The sequence below is a fragment of the Lysinibacillus sp. 2017 genome, from assembly GCF_003073375.1.
Taxonomy (GTDB): domain Bacteria; phylum Bacillota; class Bacilli; order Bacillales_A; family Planococcaceae; genus Solibacillus.
The window spans coordinates 3,013,545-3,028,385 of record NZ_CP029002.1 but is presented as its reverse complement, the minus strand read 5'-3'; the positions used below and the strand labels follow the sequence as shown (position 1 = coordinate 3,028,385).

The following is a 14,841-nucleotide window of genomic DNA, read 5'->3' as shown; positions in this document are numbered from 1 at the left end:
GAAAATGGACATCACTCTTTAAAAGTGATGTCCATTTTTTTATAGATACCAGGCACTTACACAAATACAGCCAAGCAATGAACCAATCGCACCCACTACTTGAAGATTAAAATGGGTGGAAAGCATACTTCATTAACCTAGATGCATATACTTAACCATTTGCATGAGCTTTCTCGTGATATGGATAATTATTGTAAATACGAAACCTTTTATTTCCAAATTACGTATAATGAAAGTGTAAACAATTGTTTTACGAAAAAGTGGTAGGGGGATGAAGAATGGTAACTTTTAAAAAGGCAAGTGTATTGTTATCTGCAACAGCACTATCTGTTGGATTATTAGCACCAATGGCAAGCGCTTCAACGTTTGGAAATGAGCGTATGGAGACATTGCCAATTCAAGTCGCACAAACGAATACAACGGTAACAAAAGCTGATTTAATGAAGCGTTTTCGAGCGCTATTTCCAAGTGAGTTTCCAAATGTAACCGAAAAAGATTTTCGTATGGGGACAGGCTACTCACATCCTAAAGATACTTCGGAACGTTATGAACTCAATTTTTCAAAGAACATTGATAATCAATATGTATATGGAAGCTTTATATTCGTTGGGGAAACGTTAGAGTTAGAACAATTTCATTATCAACCAATAACTTCAAAAGATGTATTGTTCCCAGCAAAATATTCAAAAGGCGAAGCGCAAAAAGTGGCGGACAAGTTTATGGGGAAATTCGACAAGGCTGAAGAATATGAGCTTGTACCAAATGAAATCAATTATTATTCATCTTCTATTTTAACGCAACCGATTCAATACTCATTTACGTATATGAAGAAAAAGTCGGGTGTATCGATTTCGGATCAATCTATTAATATAAGTGTATTAGGGGATGGCACAGTAGCATCTTATTATAAAACACAAAGTGGAAAAGATAATTTTACGTATGATGACCCGTCCAAGGTACAAAGTGAATCCGTCATTGCCAACCGTTTACAAGATGCATTAAAAGCGCAATTGTCATACAGGGTTGAAACGGATTATAAAACAGGGAAAAACACAGTAAAGCTTGTTTACCAACCGAATAGCGAGGTTACATCAGGTGTACATGCTCTAACGGGGGACTGGCTAACAACGGAGGGGCTGTCTTCAACGGTACCAAATCAAACGATTACACCAATTGTGACGAAGCCATTAGCACCAAAACAGCCGAATTTAACATCAGAGCAGGTACAAGCGTTGGCGCAGAAGTTACTTGCAACAGATCTAAAGGGTGTCAAATTAACGATTGAGTCTGTCGAAGAAACAACAACGGAAACGGGTAAGGCCGTATACAATATTCAATATATGTATCAGTACAGAAATGGTGGAACAGGTACAGTATTAGTGATTGATAAAGCAACAGGGGAAATTATTAATTATAGTAATATTAAAAATAACCTCGAAGTAGAAGAGGTTGACAGTAATACAAAAGCAGAGTTAACACGTCAACAGGCATTAGAAAAGGCGGTTGCACATGTGAAAGAATGGCTCCCTTCTTATGCGCATCAGTATGCATTACCAGTAAATGAAGGCTCGTACGAAAAATATAATGACAGTTATAACTTTATGTTCCCACGTATTGTAAATGGTTTAACGGTAGTAGGAGACCAAATCTCAGTAAGTGTCGATGCCAAAACAGGGGATTTAACAAGTTTGCATGTGAACGCGTATGATAATATCGAGTGGCCAGCAGCAACAGATATTTTGACGCAACAAGAAGCAACTAAGTTGTTGGGAAGCCAGTTAAAGGTGAAGTTACAATATGTAAACCATTCAAAAGTGGAGAATGAGAAACATTATAGCTTAGCTTATCAACCTGTATTCAAAGAGGGCTCGTCTGCTGTCATTGATGCCAAAACAGGGGAATGGTTAGATGCTTATGGTATGGCGAGCTCAGATAAACCGACAATCGAGCATCCAACAGCTGCGGAGGAATTAAATTATTTAATTCATGCAGGTATTTTAGAGGCAGATGAAAAATTCAATCCCGATGCGGCCGTTACAAAAGAGACAGCGCTAAAAGTTTTACTGAATTCTGTAACATATATGTATTATAATTCTAGATTAAATGAATATGAAACGACAAATCAATCGTTTACGGATATTGCGCCAGATCATGCTATATATCAATTTGTAAACCGTGGATTAAAAATGGGTATGCTTGATACGTCTAATGGAACGTTTAATGCGACTGCAACCCTTTCAAAACAGGAACTAGCAAAATGGGTAACGGGTACGCTGAAGCTAAGTAAAGCAGCAAAACTTAGTGAAATATATGAGTTAAATTACAGTGATGCTGCACAAGTAGATAAGGAACTACGTGGCTATGTTGCACTTGCTTATGCAATGGGATTACTGGAAGCAGAAAATAATCAGCTGAAGCCAAAAAGTGAAGTAACGTATGCACAATTAGCACAAGTGACAATTCGTTTAGCCCATAAAATGAATGAATATCAGATTGACAACTATTAATAAGTAGATGGGCGAGCAAAGCGCCTAATAAAGTGAAACTTTGATTGGTAGGGGTTTTCTTAATCCCACACTTAGCTGTCTCATTTCATTTGCCACATCTTGCCCTCTTCCAAGATCACGACGAAGGGTCAAATGATCAAATACAAATGGAACAATTGCAGTTGTTTGGAGAAGAATAATGTTGTTGAAATGAAACGCAAAGGTCCCCGAGGCTTTTGTGTTTTATTTAATTACGATTAATGTTTTTGGGGGTTCAATTTATTAAATTTCAAAAATAAAGCATAATCTCATTGTAAAACGGATATATTATAATTATACTTTTAAAAAAGTGTGATTTTTTAAAAATAGAATGGTTGTGAATGCATGTACGAAAAACTTTCTAAGCTTTTTTATAAGTTAAGCTCAGCTGAGTGCAATGAAGAGTATGAGAAAAGATTGAATGATTATGGCGCTTATAAAACGAATCTGACAATTAAAGGTTTTAGAAAAGGGCAGTTGACGAAGGATGAGTTTGAACTATTTTATGTGAATGTACCGAGTCTCATGAAGTTAAACAATGAGGTACTAATCAATAGCTCGAAGATTACATCGTTAGTGAATCTACTACCAAAATTTGTCGTGCGTCCGTATTTTAATAAACTGATTATTAATGAAGCGCAGAGTACGAATGAAATTGAAGGCATTAAAAGTACAAAGCGAGAGTTGAGTGAGGCATTACAGGAGCTTGAAAAATCAGAGCCAAAAAACAAAAAGTTTACTGGCTTAATGAAAACATATTTGCATATAGAAAATATAAAGCCTTTTGAAAAGCTTGAAGATATTAGAACGCTCTATGATGAGCTTGTATCTGAAGAAATCTCGAGTACTGATAAACCAGACGGAGTGCTGTTCAGAAAAGAATACGTTGAAATCAATGACGGCAATTCTACTACGCACATCGGTGTGAGTGGTGAGGACAATATTTCATTACACCTTAACAGCCTTATCAATTACTTAAAGTCTGAAGATCAACCTGAACTTTATAAATATATGGTGGCACATTATTTTTATGAATATATTCATCCATTTTATGATGGTAACGGACGGACAGGGCGACTAGTTGTTGGGAGTTATTTAGCTAGATATTTAGAAAAATATTCGGCTATTACGTTCTCGTATGCAGTAAATAAAAATAAAAGTGTGTACTATAAAGCATTAGAGGAAATCCCTTTCCCCACGAATAAGGGAGAAGTAACATTTTATTTAATCGATATGTTAAAGTTGCTTTCCGATGGGCAAAAGGGAATTATTGAGGACCTAGAAATCAACTTTATGAAGCTTGATAAAATCGAGCGCTATTTAAAAGAGTTAGATACGATTACAAAAGAAGCTAAAAATGTATTATATATTTTAATTACTATTAATGTGTTTGTGAGTGAAGATATTCAACTGAAACTACAGGAGCTAGCAGGACTTTCACAATTATCGAGATACAAGTTAGAAAAAGTATTCGTAGAATTAGAGGCCCTTCATTATATTGAACTAGTAGGGAAAAATCCAAAGTCCTATAAAGTAACAGATGCTTGTTTAGAGGGAATCCTGCCTATATAAATTAGAGCCTGAAATATATCCTCGTGAAATTGTATATGCGATTGTGAAGTGATTGAAATTGTTTGGTGATTTACTGAGGGATAATGATGGATTTTTATAAATCGTAGTGAATTGTGTGTGCACCCGGTGCAGGATATTTCGGCAGCTATGAAAAGGGAGGAATCCGCATGAACATAGGACTAATCGGCGCAGGAGCAATTTCCCGATTTTTATTAGATGAAATTAACCAAAAGCAGTTGAAGGCGTTTCGGATTCAAAGTGTTTTTGTGAGAGATAAAGAGAAATATTGTTCATTAGAAGAGGCGTATGGGGTACAGCTGTATACAGACTTGAACGAATTTTTAAATTCAGAAATCGATATTGTCGTGGAGGCAGCGGATATTGAGGCAGTAAAAAACTTAATCCCGACGGTAATTGAGCGAAAGGATGTCGTGTTGATAAGTGTTGGTGCGCTTGCGGATACGGAAGTTTTGACTGAGCTTTTAGAAGTGGCTGAACAAAGAGGCAATCAACTGTATTTACCATCTGGTGCAATTGGGGGATTGGATTTATTGCAAAACGCGAACGCACTTGGTACTGTGACATACGTTTCATTGACTACTAGAAAGCCAGCTAGTTCTTTAATAAAAGAACAGATTGACGAAGCACAGGTTGTATTTGAAGGGAAGGCAACCGATGCTATTAAACAATTCCCCAAAAATATGAATGTCTCGATTGTCCTAGCACTTGCAGGGATTGGCTTTGATAAAACGAAGGTGTCTTTAGTGGCAGATCCGCATATCTCGCAAAACATACATGAGATTCAACTACTCGGCGACTTTGGGGAAGCTACGTTGACGATTAAAAATAATCCGCTTCCAGCAAATCCGAAAACGAGTTATTTAGCTGCGATGAGTATTTTAGGGACATTACAGCGGATACATGGGCGTCTATTAATCGGACGATAGATGTTGGTGTGAAGAGCATATATCAATGTAATGAAAAGTCGTGTAGCTCGTTGAAGGACAAGCTACACGACTTTTGAGATTAAATGATTTAAATTGCTGTGAATTGTCTCGATTTCTGCTCTAGTTCACAAACTGATTTCGACCATTATTTTTAGCGATGTATAATCGCTCATCTGCTACTGTGACAAATTGTTTTTTCGACTCAAACGGAGCAGTTGCATTCATGACACAGCCGCCAACGCTTATTGTCGCAAAGCCAAGTGGATGCTGGATGTGCTCGAAATGCTGTGCAGCAACTGCTTCTACAATTGTTTCGCCTAGCTGTTTAAGTTGTATTTCACCAGCATTCGGATAAATAATCGCGAATTCCTCGCCACCATAGCGTGCAAAGAATGCCTCTTGCGGCAGCTGCTTATCGATTACTTCAACGACACGCTGCAGTAATGCATCTCCCATAATGTGACCATAATAATCGTTATAGTGCTTAAAAACGTCTAAATCTATTAATAAAAGCGATAAATCCTTTTTAGTTTGCAATGCCTGCTTAAAATAAAATTCGAGCTGATGATCAAATGAATAGCGGTTAGCGATGCCCGTTAAAGCATCTTTTGTCGCTAGCTGTTGTAATCGTTCATTGGCCTTCTCGAGTTGTGTTGTACGCTCTTTAATTTTTAAATCAAGCGAGCTATTAATCGCTAAAATTTCAGCTTTTAAACGCTGCTCCTCTTTTTGTTTTTGTGCATATTGCCAGCTAACCCCAAAGCACACGAGCATTACATACATTGCTTGGCTATGTTGTACAAGCAATGAACTATTTATTCCTTTTTGTACGACAATCAAATCATGAATGGCTGCCATGAAAATGACAAGACTTCCGACAAAATGGACGGCTAGCTCCAGTGTAAATGTTTCGTCTGTTATGGATACTTTTATAAATATGTATAGTAAAAGTAGTAAAAAAAGCACGAATGTAAAGATAAATGTTTGTTGAAAAACAAGCGGTTCTGTAAAAATAATTAGTAGAAGCTGAATTGCTAAAACGGCTTGTACGAGCCAAAGCCATTTTTTTAATAGTGATGACGAGAATAAAAGTGCAAAAAAAGTAATCGCAATACTAGCCGCTAAAATTGCGCAAGCAGATTCAATTTTTACACCAACTTGCCACGGTACATCGAAAATGGTAATCGAATAAAGAAATGGTCTTGAAAATACTGAACGAAGGGCAATAATAAAGCTAAGCAATGCAAACAAAATCGTTTTTTTATTGCGATTGTTAAAAAATCCTAATAAAAATGAAAAAATACTCGCTACAAAAATCATACCGTTGATGAAAAAGTGGAAGATAATCGAAGTATCATGCTGATTAACAAGCTCGGAAAATTGCCCGATATAAAGCGGTTTTGTGAAGCCACCACGCAGCGAATAAAAATTAGATAGCTGCAATGTTATATACACTTCTTCGTCTGTATTATGTATTTGCCCAATTCTTGGTGCGTTTTCTGGAACTTGTTGCTGCTTCGTTGTGCCAACTACGCCATTTTTCGCTACTAGTTGATTACCAACATACAATTTATAGCTACCGTATTGATAGGGCACATAGACCGCCCAATTTTCGCCATCCGTTATACTTGGTAGTTTCACCTTTGCTACATAAGTGCCATACATTTCTATAGAAGGAAAGTGTTCTTTAAATTTATGAGGAAATGAAATTGGTTCCCCGGTACTATAAGCTTTGGCAGCTTGTTTGGGCTCAAGTAATTGTTTTTCAAAAAACTCCCATTGTATAGAATTGTCAATCTCATCGATAGGTTGTCCATATTGGTCCCCGATAAACGAAAAGTTCCCAATTGCTGCAAGTAGCACAAATAATACAAGTGCCACAATAAATAGTTTGAGTGTATTTTTTTTCACATTTAATCCCCTAAGTCTTTCATATTACTATAATTATATAGTATTTTGGGATATTATCTTTTGGTAATTGTTTGAAGTATGTAAAAATGGAGAGTTTTTAACTATCAATGGAAATATGGAAATTTTAGGAGATCATAGTGCACAAAGTATTTAAGTTGGAATATGAAACATTATAAAGGGTAGAGAATAATTCTCTACCCTTATTTTATTTAATTTTATTGTTTACCTTTTAATTGATTTTGCGCCATTTCAACTAGACGTTTTGTAATTTCTCCGCCTACAGAACCGTTTGCACGAGAAGATGATTCTCTTTCAAGTTGCACACCAAATTCTTTTGCAATTTCGTACTTCATTTGATCAAGTGCTTGTCGTGCGCCGGGTACGTTAAGCTTATTTGAACTATTATTTGAAGCCATCCTTCTCACCTCCTTGTACCAATAGCATGATTCCAGATTAGTTTTTCATACGGTGCTAAAGGAGGTAAATAATTCATTCAATGCATAGTTCTAAATGGTAATAGTTAATATTCCCTGTAATGATATTATGGCTAAAATTTTAATTAACTCCACTAAACTGTAACTTACTGCAAGTCACTATGCTTTTTTGTACTAATTAGTTTGCGAATATAGTCAATTGCTTCATCTGTTGTATTTACCTTAATTGTGATTTTTTGATCTTCAGGAAACTGCTCAGCTGAATGATTATATAGAGGGTCATAATAATATTCAAGTAAAAGTCTTACTGCTGAAGAATAGTCTCCTGATTTTAAATCCATTTCAATTTTATTGGCAATTGGCGTATGAATTCTTCTTTTAACTCTTATAAAGGCTTCTAAACATTCTTCCTCGTGATCCCAAGGCTGATAATCCTCTAAAATATGCTTAACTCTCTCTTCTACTGGCAATTCGATAAACAATTGAAGTCCGTGATTCTTTTTCTCTAAAACAAAATCAGGAATTACAACTCTACCGATTCTTTTACTTTCACCTTCTAGGAAAACGAATGGTGATTTTTGTACGCGTTTAATATTTTCATAAAGTAAGGCATCAAACCTTTTTTGATTACTTGGCTCCAAACCAATTTGACCAAAGACAGACCCTCTATGGTTCGCCATACCTTCAAGATCTAAAGTTGGATACCCTTCATCATTTAGATGGTGTAAGATTATTGTTTTCCCTGTGCCAGTATATCCATTTAATACATAGGCTTTTGGTTTCAATTCTAACGATTCGAGCTGATTTACTACCCAATTACGATAGGTTCTATAGCCTCCCTCCAAACGGAAAACTTTAATACCCATTAAAGAAAGAACGGTAGCTGTAGTTCTACTACGCATTCCTCCACGCCAACAAAAAACTGCCTTTTTCCCTTCTAGCTCAGCAAACTGTTTTACGAAACGGGGTAATTTAGCCGAGGCAATTTCCAGACCGCGTTCTTTTGCTGCATCCACACTTACTTGTTTATAAATTGTTCCGACTTCTGCTCTTTCTTCATCATTAAAAAACGGTATATTCATACTACCAGGAATGGTTGCATCTTTATATTCAGATGGAGAACGCACATCAATTAATGTGAGTTTATTTTTATCTTTTAATGAAAGTAATTCTTCTATTGAAATATCCTGGAACAAAATGTTTCCACCTCTTTTGCATGTGTAAAAAAACGTTAAAGTTTCTTTGAAAGTTCGATTAAAAAAATCGGCAAATTAGCCGATTTAGTTTTACATCGATAAATTAAACTACGAAAATATGTCCTGAATTCTCTTCTGTTACTTCTCCAATTATTGCCGCTTCTACCCCAGCCTTTTGTAAATCGGATAACAAGCTATTCGCTTCTTCACCTGCAACTGAGATCAAAAGTCCGCCTGATGTAACCGCATCGCATAATATCCATTGATCGATCTGGTCCATTGTTTCAGGGAAGGTAACGTCTCCTTTAAGGTGGTTATAATTATTTTTTGTACCACCAGGAATAGCACCTTTTTCAGCTATCTCTCTAACCCTAGGTAGTACCGGTACTTGGCTACTATAGATTCGAAGTCCTGTATGGCTTCCTTTGGCCATCTCTGAAGCATGTCCAAGTAAACCAAAACCAGTCACATCCGTACAAGCATGGACATCGTAGGAATCCGCCGTTTCAGAGGCTGTTTTATTTAATGTTGTCATTACCTTTGTCAATTGTGCAATTTCTTTCTCTGTTAAAAAATCACGTTTAATGGATGTAGTTAAAATACCTACACCAATTGGTTTAGTCAAAATAAGTTTATCTCCAGGTTTTGCACCTGCGTTTGTACGAATCTTATCAGGATGAATAGTACCGGTAACAGCAAGACCAAATTTTGGTTCTTTATCATCAATTGAGTGGCCACCAACAAGAGTAACTCCTGCTTCTTTTAACTTATCTCCTGCACCACGTAAGATATCCGTTAAAATTTGCTTGTCCAATGTTGCTATTGGAAAAGCAACAATATTTAGTGCAGTTAACGGTTTTCCGCCCATCGCATAAATATCACTGATAGCATTTGCTGCAGCAACTTGTCCGAAAGAATAAGGATCGTCCACAATTGGTGTGAAGAAATCTACGGTTTGAACTATTGCTAAGTCATCACTTAAACGATAAACACCTGCATCATCACTAGTATCTAAACCTACTAATAAATCTGGGTTTGGAGAAGCAGGTGGTAAATTTCGTAAAACTTCTGTCAAGTCTGCAGGACCAATTTTACACCCACAACCTCCTTTTGATGATAATGATGTAAGTTTTATATTATTTGAATTTGTCATATTAAAACAACTACCTTTCTATGCGTTATTTTTTATTATAAAACTTTATAGTAATAAATGATATTCACGGTTCTTAAAAGGTTAAATAAACTTTTGTAAAAAAACAGTATTTTTATGATATAATATTATGTCTTTGAAAATTATTTATTATTTAGGAGGTTACCATGTCGGACTTTAAAACTACACTTCATCCGGAGCGCTCTACAAAGAGAAAGACGTTCTGGTTTATTGCTTTATTTTTATTAATCGCTGCTGCTGGATTACTTTATGTTAAATGGTTACCTTATTATCAAAAGGGAATCGTAGCTGCTGATACACACTCTATTGGCTCTTCTATATTAGGAGACCTTTCAAATATAACTTTTTCCTGGGAATCAGCTTGGGATTATGCAAAAGTTTATTTCTTATCTGTTTGGAAGGCAGCTGTACTTGGTATACTGCTTGGTTCTTTAATACAAGTATTATTACCAACTCAATGGCTTCTTAAAATGCTAGGGAAAACAACATTTGGTAGTACTGCCATTGCCGGACTTGCTGCTATACCTGGCATGATGTGTACTTGTTGTGCTGCACCTTTAGTCGTAGGTCTTCGTAAAAAAAATGTCTCAGTTGGAGCAGCTTTAGCCTTTTGGATTGGGAATCCTATCATTAATCCTGCGACGCTTGTCTTTATGACATTTGTTTTATCATGGAAATTCACATTGATTCGTTTAGTATTTGGCCTTATTTTAACTTTTGGTGTAAGTTACTTAGCCAATCGTTTTGTTAAAAATGATACTTCTTTTGACATTGATCAAATAATAAAAGACGAAGAATCTACTGGTAATTTTTTATCTAGATGGTTAAAAACTATAGGAAGTATGCTTCTTTATATAGTTCCTACTTACATTTTATCTGTTTTACTTTTAGGTGCAGCCCGTGTTTGGCTATTCCCTCAATTAGGTGAAACAACTGCAACCGGTCTAGTGGGAATTATTATTTTTGCGATAGTTGGTATGCTTTTCGTTATTCCTACTGCTGCTGAGATTCCAATTATCCAAACATTTATGTCATTAGGTCTTGGTGGCGGCCCTGCAGCAGCACTGTTAATTACATTACCTGCAATCAGTCTTCCATCATTATTGTTAGTGGCAAAATCATTCCCTAAGAAAGTGCTATTTTTCGTAATTTCTTCGGTTGTGTTACTCGGAATCGTTAGTGGACTTGTTGGAATGCTATTCTTATAGTTTTCATACAAGTATATAGATCGAGTATTATTACAATGTGTGTGCACCCGGTGCAAACATTTATCATTAATATTTCTAAAAAACCTATCTTGCATACAAAATGCAAGATAGGTTTTTTTATAAAGATGGTTGTATATATTTCTCCAATAGCTCTTCTTCCACTGGTCCTACTATTTCTTGCTCTATTTCGCCGTTTCGATTCAAGATAATGGTCATCGGAATGGAAAAAGCTCCATACATCGTACTAATATCACCTGATGCGTCTAGCAAAATAGGGAAGGTTAAATCATATTGATCGACGAATTTTTTTACAGCTACTTCGCTATCCTTACTTGTGACATTGATCGCTAAAATCTCCACATCCGTTTGATATTTTTCATAGAAAGACTGTAAATGAGGCATTTCAATGTTACATGGTTCACACCAAGATGCCCAAAAGTTTAAAATAACAACTTTTCCTTGTACAGATGAAAGTGACATTTCTTTGCCTGTAAGGGTTGGTAAAGAGAAATCTGTCGCTTGCATTGTACGAATAGGCTCGCGATCCTTTGATTCCTGAAACGTATCCATTAATTCGAAACCTACAAAAATCACAACAACCACGACCAATATTCCAGTTAACCACTTCTTCATAAGCTAAGCTCTTGTTTCGTCATTTGAAGCCATAACTGTTCAAGTGTTGTACAATTTCCTTCTTGTAACAATTGTTTGATTCCACCCGTAGCTAAAATGCGTCCGTGATGAATCAAAATCACTTGATCGGCGATTTCTTCAGCAAAGCTCAAAAGGTGAGTAGAGAATAGTACAATTTGATTATTCGCACGTTCTTCTTCTAACATCCTCTTTAAATTAGCAATCCAATAAGGGTCGAGGCCATTTGTTGGTTCATCTAAAATATAAAGCGTACTATCTCCCATCAAGCTTTGCGCTAAATTTAAACGCTGGCGCATGCCTTTAGAAAATTGACCTACCTTTAATTTTTTCGCTTCCAGTAAACCCACTTTTTCTAATAAATCACTTTGTCTTATAGGAGATTCTTTTTTCAAACCCCCAAGAAATCGAATAATTTCCTCCGCTGTTAACGTATCAGGAAAATCAATATCATCTGGCATATAGCGTACATCCTGAGTTTCTCGTATGATTTGACCACTATCTGGTTTTAATAAGTTCGTTAAAATATTAATAATCGTACTTTTCCCTGCACCATTTGAACCGACTAATGCTGTAATATGTCCTGGTTTTAAGTCAAAGCTTACATCAAAGATGCCACGACCCGCTTTAAATGATTTTGTTACATTTTGAAGTTGTACTGTCATACGCGTTTACCTCTTATCTTTAACATCACTGTTGCACTCACTAATGAAAAGGCTATCCATAAACCTGAAATAATGATAAAGAACAAAAAGCCTAGTGGCGATGCGTAGAATTTCGACACACCATAAAAGGCTGGACCTAAAACAGCCGTTTGTTCAGAAAAAAAAAAATAACCATAGCGAATCCATTCAAGTGGATTGATATGAATCGATAAAATGACAATCTTTTGTAAAAAATTTTCTGACGTCATTGTACCGATAGCCATGACCATATAAGACCACAGCAAGCTTACAACAGACCAAACTCCTAAACCTATTGCAAGTGCATGTAATCGGCTTTTTGCTATGCTCCCAACAAGTACACTTACGGCATTAAATATAAATAATATTAGCAGGGTAATGCCTATTGCAAATAACGGCAATTTTATACCACCAAAGAAGCTACCGACTAAAAAGGCAACAGCAAAAACAAATAGGATAATTCCTGCAAAGACAAGACATAATGCCATATATTTCGTAACGACATAGCTTCCCATTTTAAGTGGATAAGTTCTTAACAAGCCGAGCCAGCCGGATTCTTTATCACTAGCAATATTCATACTACCAATGGTTAGCATAAATAACGGTAGTAAAAATAATAATATATTTAATAATGATGCTGTTTGACGTGTAAAGCCGTTTGTATCTGGAAGTGCTAAATGTTGAATCATTAAAATCGCTGTAAATATAATTGCAAAAAGAACCGTTACAATTTGTATCCAGCGACTACGTAATAGCTGCTTACATTCGAGTAAGATCATTTGGGTACTCATTCGTGTTCATGAACTCCCCAATTAAAAGTTAATAATTTATCATACGGTATAATTTCACCTGGTTGTTCTTTCGTATATTGCTCTGCTTCCTCTGTCGATGCGAAAGCAAGTACGCCGTAATTCATCGGTGTCCAATAATCTTTAGAATAAACATAGCTTGCATCTTTAATATTCAGCCATTTTGTAGAAGACGTATCTCGAATATACGCAGCCCCAATTTCTTCTTCTCCATTTTGTTTGATATAGTCCATTAAACAGCCTAAGTCGTCAAAAACGACAATATCACTATTTTTTAATACAGCTTGTGCTGCAAAATCAACGCTTGTTACACTCATATTACAGATGTAGCATACATCCGTTTCTGGATTAATTGCTCGGGGTTCATAGGTTTTGTCGCCGCACGCCCCTAATAGACAAATAATGAAGAGGAGGCCGCTCCATTTTAATGATTTCATATTAATTTTCTCCTTACTATAATCATGACAAGCAGTACAACGATACTACCGATGAACTGCCATCCATTCATTGAAAAGTTAGTGTTCATAGTTTTTTTCATCACAATAGGCTGATCATCAATGATAACAAGCGAATTACTATCTATAACTTCTGTATCCATCATATTTAACGTTACAACGCTTGGAGATTCAATAAAGTATTGATAAACAGGCTTTCGCACCATCCATTGGCCAAAGGAATTCGTTGCAATATAGTGGGTATCACCTATACCGTCGCCATCATAATCCTTGCCTGTATAGTCATCATAGTAATTATGGTGTAGCGTAACACCTTCATTATCCGTTCTTACCGATAAGATGTTGCCGTAAAACTCATTATCTTGAATACTTAATGTACCGGAACGTTTTGCTTGTATCACTGTGCCATTTGCTGAAAAAGAATTATTTTTAATCACCATTTTACGTGTGTTTTCAATAGACATCGCAACTGTATTTTCATTTAACGCATTGTTACTGAAATCTACTTTTTCTACGTCATACGTGTATACACCTAAACTATTAAGTGAGTTATTTTTTTCAACCATATTATTCATAATCGAAACATGATTCGCAACCATAATCATAAATCCTGTCATATTGGCTTTTACATCATTATGCTCTAATGTCACATTGTCGCTGTACATCATATGAACAGCATAGCGGCCATCTGTAATTCGATTCTCCGTAAGCGAAATATTATCCACGTGCTCTATATAAAAACCGTCCATTACACTAGAAATATCACACCCTGTTGCTTGAAAATTAGCAGAATTAAAAATGGCAATAGCGTGTCCTTTTGTTGAAAAATGGCCATCCTGCCCGGAAATCGCTATATTGTCAAACGTTATATCCGTACCGTTAGAGATTTGAATACCAGCAGTCCCTTGTTCAATCTTAATGTTTTTTAATGTGAGTTTATTAATATCCGTTGCAACAATGCCTACATCTTCTGCCTGTAACACTACGTTTTCAATGACCACATTTTCAGTATTCGTGATTGTTAATGCTGTTTTTAAAGAAGCAATACGCGTTCCTTCAACCCCTTTAATGGTGATGGGCTTTGAAATGGAAATAGAACCTCGGTAGGAACGTTTCTCTAAAACAAGCGTGCCCCCAGGTTCTGTCGCATCGATTAGTTTCTGTAAAGCACTTTTCTCACCAGTTTTGATGTGGGGTTTTTGTGAAGGGATTGGTGCCTCCTCATGATGATTATGTGCAAATGCTTGAAAAGGCAACGCGAATAAGGCTATGCACAAAA

At 36.1% G+C, this 14,841-nt stretch carries 13 protein-coding genes; 4 read left to right on the top strand and 9 right to left on the bottom strand.

The window, feature by feature from the left end; translation table 11 throughout:
• The first annotated feature begins 278 nt into the window (after positions 1-278).
• The 3 genes from DCE79_RS14850 to nadX all read left to right on the top strand — a co-directional run bounded on the left by DCE79_RS14850 (position 279) and on the right by nadX (position 5,044).
• A complete protein-coding gene (locus tag DCE79_RS14850) occupies positions 279-2,507 on the top strand; it encodes a YcdB/YcdC domain-containing protein (RefSeq protein ID WP_108713774.1) in 2,229 nt (742 codons plus the stop codon).
• 363 nt (positions 2,508-2,870) lie between these two features.
• Positions 2,871-4,097 carry a Fic family protein gene (locus DCE79_RS14845; protein ID WP_108713773.1) on the top strand — a complete coding sequence of 409 codons (1,227 nt, stop codon included), beginning with the start codon at positions 2,871-2,873 and terminating at the stop codon, positions 4,095-4,097.
• A gap of 167 nt (positions 4,098-4,264) precedes the next feature.
• Positions 4,265-5,044, top strand: a complete 780-nt coding sequence (nadX, locus tag DCE79_RS14840) for an aspartate dehydrogenase (RefSeq protein ID WP_108713772.1) — start codon at positions 4,265-4,267, stop codon at positions 5,042-5,044.
• A 120-nt stretch (positions 5,045-5,164) separates the two neighbouring features.
• Here the strand turns inward: nadX and DCE79_RS14835 are convergent, their stop codons facing one another.
• The 4 genes from DCE79_RS14835 to selD form a co-directional block, all read right to left on the bottom strand.
• The gene (locus tag DCE79_RS14835; protein ID WP_108713771.1) at positions 5,165-6,955 is read right to left on the bottom strand and encodes a sensor domain-containing diguanylate cyclase; all 1,791 of its coding nucleotides are present in this window, start codon (positions 6,953-6,955) and stop codon (positions 5,165-5,167) included.
• A gap of 215 nt (positions 6,956-7,170) precedes the next feature.
• Positions 7,171-7,371 (bottom strand): alpha/beta-type small acid-soluble spore protein, encoded by a 201-nt coding sequence (locus tag DCE79_RS14830; RefSeq protein WP_108713770.1) that lies wholly within the window; start codon positions 7,369-7,371, stop codon positions 7,171-7,173.
• Positions 7,372-7,535: 164 nt separating this feature from the next.
• Positions 7,536-8,585, bottom strand: coding sequence for a tRNA 2-selenouridine(34) synthase MnmH (gene mnmH / locus DCE79_RS14825; RefSeq protein WP_108713769.1), 1,050 nt, complete (start codon positions 8,583-8,585; stop codon positions 7,536-7,538).
• A 103-nt stretch (positions 8,586-8,688) separates the two neighbouring features.
• Entirely contained in the window at positions 8,689-9,738 is a 1,050-nt protein-coding gene (gene selD / locus DCE79_RS14820; RefSeq protein ID WP_108713768.1) for a selenide, water dikinase SelD, read from the bottom strand.
• A gap of 164 nt (positions 9,739-9,902) precedes the next feature.
• Between selD and DCE79_RS14815 the strand changes: the two genes are divergently transcribed.
• A complete protein-coding gene (locus DCE79_RS14815) occupies positions 9,903-10,964 on the top strand; it encodes a permease (RefSeq protein ID WP_108713767.1) in 1,062 nt (353 codons plus the stop codon).
• A 117-nt stretch (positions 10,965-11,081) separates the two neighbouring features.
• Here DCE79_RS14815 and DCE79_RS14810 read toward each other — a convergent pair whose 3' ends face one another.
• From DCE79_RS14810 to DCE79_RS14790, 5 genes are read right to left on the bottom strand one after another with little or no spacing between them, the layout of a single operon-like run.
• On the bottom strand, positions 11,082-11,597 hold the full coding sequence (locus DCE79_RS14810; RefSeq protein WP_108713766.1) for a peroxiredoxin family protein: 516 nt from the start codon (positions 11,595-11,597) through the stop codon (positions 11,082-11,084).
• Positions 11,594-12,280 carry an ABC transporter ATP-binding protein gene (locus DCE79_RS14805; RefSeq protein WP_108713765.1) on the bottom strand — a complete coding sequence of 229 codons (687 nt, stop codon included), beginning with the start codon at positions 12,278-12,280 and terminating at the stop codon, positions 11,594-11,596. Before DCE79_RS14805 ends, DCE79_RS14810 begins: the two co-directional genes overlap by 4 nt.
• Positions 12,277-13,077, bottom strand: a complete 801-nt coding sequence (locus DCE79_RS14800; protein ID WP_108714509.1) for an ABC transporter permease — start codon at positions 13,075-13,077, stop codon at positions 12,277-12,279. Before DCE79_RS14800 ends, DCE79_RS14805 begins: the two co-directional genes overlap by 4 nt.
• An 8-nt stretch (positions 13,078-13,085) precedes the next feature.
• The gene (locus DCE79_RS14795; protein WP_108713764.1) at positions 13,086-13,544 is read right to left on the bottom strand and encodes a nitrous oxide reductase accessory protein NosL; all 459 of its coding nucleotides are present in this window, start codon (positions 13,542-13,544) and stop codon (positions 13,086-13,088) included.
• Positions 13,541-14,818 carry a right-handed parallel beta-helix repeat-containing protein gene (locus DCE79_RS14790; RefSeq protein ID WP_159083117.1) on the bottom strand — a complete coding sequence of 426 codons (1,278 nt, stop codon included), beginning with the start codon at positions 14,816-14,818 and terminating at the stop codon, positions 13,541-13,543. Before DCE79_RS14790 ends, DCE79_RS14795 begins: the two co-directional genes overlap by 4 nt.
• Positions 14,819-14,841: the final 23 nt, after the last annotated feature.

Excerpts from the sequence above, each read along its gene's own strand:
- DCE79_RS14795 (WP_108713764.1), bottom strand. The coding sequence starts at position 13,544 with ATGAAATCATTAAAATGGAGCGGCCTCCTCTTCATTATTTGTCTATTA.
- DCE79_RS14810 (WP_108713766.1), bottom strand. The coding sequence starts at position 11,597 with ATGAAGAAGTGGTTAACTGGAATATTGGTCGTGGTTGTTGTGATTTTT.
- nadX (WP_108713772.1), top strand. The coding sequence starts at position 4,265 with ATGAACATAGGACTAATCGGCGCAGGAGCAATTTCCCGATTTTTATTA.
- DCE79_RS14805 (WP_108713765.1), bottom strand. The coding sequence starts at position 12,280 with ATGACAGTACAACTTCAAAATGTAACAAAATCATTTAAAGCGGGTCGT.
- DCE79_RS14800 (WP_108714509.1), bottom strand. The coding sequence starts at position 13,077 with ATGATCTTACTCGAATGTAAGCAGCTATTACGTAGTCGCTGGATACAA.
- DCE79_RS14830 (WP_108713770.1), bottom strand. The coding sequence starts at position 7,371 with ATGGCTTCAAATAATAGTTCAAATAAGCTTAACGTACCCGGCGCACGA.
- DCE79_RS14845 (WP_108713773.1), top strand. The coding sequence starts at position 2,871 with ATGTACGAAAAACTTTCTAAGCTTTTTTATAAGTTAAGCTCAGCTGAG.
- selD (WP_108713768.1), bottom strand. The coding sequence starts at position 9,738 with ATGACAAATTCAAATAATATAAAACTTACATCATTATCATCAAAAGGA.
- DCE79_RS14815 (WP_108713767.1), top strand. The coding sequence starts at position 9,903 with ATGTCGGACTTTAAAACTACACTTCATCCGGAGCGCTCTACAAAGAGA.
- DCE79_RS14850 (WP_108713774.1), top strand. The coding sequence starts at position 279 with ATGGTAACTTTTAAAAAGGCAAGTGTATTGTTATCTGCAACAGCACTA.